The organism is Aeromonas cavernicola (assembly GCF_002795305.1).
GTDB classification, from domain to species: Bacteria; Pseudomonadota; Gammaproteobacteria; order Enterobacterales; family Aeromonadaceae; genus Aeromonas; species Aeromonas cavernicola.
This window is the reverse complement of the sequence record NZ_PGGC01000188.1, coordinates 1-2,964: the sequence shown is the minus strand read 5'-3', so window position 1 is coordinate 2,964 and position 2,964 is coordinate 1. Positions and strand designations below refer to the sequence as shown.

At 60.6% G+C, this 2,964-nt stretch carries 3 protein-coding genes; all 3 read right to left on the bottom strand.

What is annotated here, in order from left to right; genetic code table 11:
* Nucleotides 1-1,743 (bottom strand): DUF6531 domain-containing protein (locus CUC53_RS16940; protein ID WP_236757958.1); only part of this gene is annotated, 1,743 nt, incomplete at its 3' end.
* Nucleotides 1,740-2,471 (bottom strand): DUF4123 domain-containing protein, encoded by a 732-nt coding sequence (locus CUC53_RS16935; protein ID WP_100295215.1) that lies wholly within the window; start codon nucleotides 2,469-2,471, stop codon nucleotides 1,740-1,742. The genes CUC53_RS16940 and CUC53_RS16935, both read right to left, overlap by 4 nt.
* The coding region (locus CUC53_RS16930) for a bacteriophage T4 gp5 trimerisation domain-containing protein (protein ID WP_167386787.1) at nucleotides 2,461-2,964 on the bottom strand (504 nt) is incomplete at its 5' end. The genes CUC53_RS16930 and CUC53_RS16935, both read right to left, overlap by 11 nt.

Genomic DNA, 2,964 nt, shown 5'->3' with positions numbered 1-2,964 from the left:
ATTCTGATAGCCGAGGCGCAGCGCCAATCCGCCAGCGTGCTCAAGCCAATAGACCCGCCCCTGCTCATCGCTGCGCACCGTTAAGCGGTTGCCATAGCTGTCTGATAACGCCGATAACCGCCCTTGCTGCCCCGTCAGGGTGAAGTGCAAAAACGGCGAGCCCGCCTTGGCCACAATCACCTCGTTGGCCTCATCCCCCAGATAGACCGCCGCCTCGGCCAGCCGGTTAGTCACCATCGGCCGCTGCTGGGTGGGCATCGGCAAGCTGATGGCCAGCGCCTCCTCATCCCACCACGTTAGCCTATCGCCACTGCGCGCCAGCCGATGTGCCAGCCCATGGCTCCACCCCGGCCCAAGGCCACACTGCTGTTCCACTGCCGAGGTGCGATAAAGCCGACCAAAGCGAAACGGCAGCAACCCCGGCAACTCGCCATCGGTCAGCGCCAGCAGCTCCTCCCCCGTCACCATCGACACCGGACAACCGTCGGTGCAGGTCTTGGCCGCTGACTGATTGGTATCCCCTGCCGAGTTAGTTGCTGGGGTGGAATCATCAGGAGTGCGATTGACCTGCTCAATCTTGGTGTGCTGCTCAGGCTGGCGGGCAACGGCCGTCGCTTGTTTGACCGCGGTCGGCGCCTGGTTATCCGTTAACGTCAAATCGGCTTTTTTCAGCGGATTGAGCGGCACATGGCCGCTCACCAACACCGGCTTGGCCGCCTGCACGTGAGCCGCCAAGTTGTGCTTTTGCGACATCTCGATTAAGTCAGCACTCAGCTCGGCCAGCCTATCCTGCTGCTTGGTCGCCCCCATGACCTTGGTCACCGCCTTGCCACCATGGTGTATGGCAAGCCCTGCGCCACCGGTCAACACCACCCCAATCAATATATCCAGCAGCACAGTGGCCACCATCTGAGTACCAAACTCGGCCAGCTCATCAGGGGGCAGCATCTTGACCCAGCTCACCAGGGCATAGACATACAGATAAAGCAGCGCTTCATCTTGCAACACCAGCATGGCGTTCTCGATCTTCTCCGCCCCAGCGGCGGCTAAGTCGGGCGCGTTCACCCCAAACTCCAGCAGCTTCTCCGCATTCTCCATCGGATGCGCCAGCAGATCATACAGACCGACCAAGTCGTCCCACACCGAGGCCAGCGCCTTGCCAAGTCCGCGTAGCGCCCCAGCGGCGACGGCAAGGCCATCACTGCCACTGCCTTGATAATTACGCCACGCGGGTTGATGAGTCGAGGCCCACTGCCGTTCCAACCAAGCGGCCAGATCCGCCTGCACTGTCTGGTATGAGCTAAACAGGCCATCTAAATCGCTTTTCGTGACATTGGGGTAGAAGGTCACCCGATAAGATTGACCGGGCGTCAGGTTGCCGATCTCGGCAATCCCTTTGGCATCCAGCGTCCCCTCTTTAACCACTTTTTCGCTGATAAAATGGCCACGCGGCCCCCGCTTAACCGCTTCCACTTTGTAGGGGGTATGACCGATAGGAATAAAACGGGTCGATTCAAACATGTGCACCAAGCGCAGGGTGCCGCTTAACGGGCACTGGGTGACCACTGATTGCGCTTTGTTGCTGCCCGATGCGGCCTTGATGGTCTTGTCACCGACCTTGATGGTCTGCTCCATCTCCATGCCGAGCATATCGCCCAAAAAGAAGCTGTCAGCATCGGCGCGGTACTCGGTCAGGGCGTTGCGATAATCGGCCATCGCCTGCAAAAAGACGGCATTGCTCATGCTTGAACCTCATTGATCAACGCCGCTTCCAGCGCTGGAAATAGATCGGTATCGGGGGAGGGATGACGCTCGATAAAACGCGCCACCTTGTACCGCAAGTTGGCTTCAGGGAAGGCCCAATAGAGTTGGCCGTTACGCTCAGCCAGCTGCTGCATCAGGTTGTTGATCAGCGTCCCGCGATCCTGCACCGCCAACTGGGCCGCCAGCGGGTCGGGCAGCTCCCACCATGGAAATTCCCGTGGCGCCCGCGCCTCTGACGCCTCCCAGCGCACCCCCTGCCCCCCCAGCCACAATCCCGCTAATTCAGGTAACAAATGGGTAAAACGATCCCCCAGCTGGGTCACTATCGGCAGCAGATAAGCGCCATCCCAATAGCGAAAGAACACCGGCTGCCCCTGATGCCACACCTGCGTCAGCCCCTGTAAATGCTGATACAGCGTCTGCACCGGCTGCTCACTGGCGAGCAGCCATCCCCAATCGGTGGCCGTCGTCTCGGCTACCCACTCGATAAAGGGACTATCGGCATCCAGCGCCACCAGATAGGGCATCACATCATGCCACTGGGCATAGGCCGTCCCCAGATAGAGCCCCTGCGGGGTGCGGCGCCCATCTAATCGGTAGTAATGCTGGAGCGGGGCAGCATCACTGGCCCCCGCCAAGATCCCATAGACGGTGGCAGGAGAGGACTGAGCCACCCAATCGGCAACGGTACAGGTCTCAGATCTCACAGCCACCCTCCTTACACTTCTCACACTCTTCGCAGAACGGCGCGGCGCTCTTCATGGTGGCCAGCTGCCCAGGGCTTAGCGGCACATCGGGCCGTGGTGGCACCGCCACCCCGTTGGGGCCAATCGGCGATTTGCCTGCCCAGCCCGTGCCACTGCCTGGGCTGCCGCCCGTGTTGGCCTTGATGGTAGGGCCCAGCAGGGTGACCCCACTGGGATCAACCTTGATAAAGCTGCCTCCCGCCTTGACGGTGATCTCACTGCCCGCCTCCAGTACCACCTTGGCCCCCGCCTTGATATGCACCTCTTGGCCAACCTGAGTCAGCCAGCTTTGCCCCAGTTTCTGGTGCTGACTGCTAGCCACCGTCAGCGAGTAATCGCCCTTGATCTGATCCCGCTTCTCGCCATCGACACTAAGGTGATCGTTGGCCTTGATCCGGGTCACCCGCTCGTTGCCAATGTCGCTGTGCTCATCGTGTTTGATCTGCCACGTGGC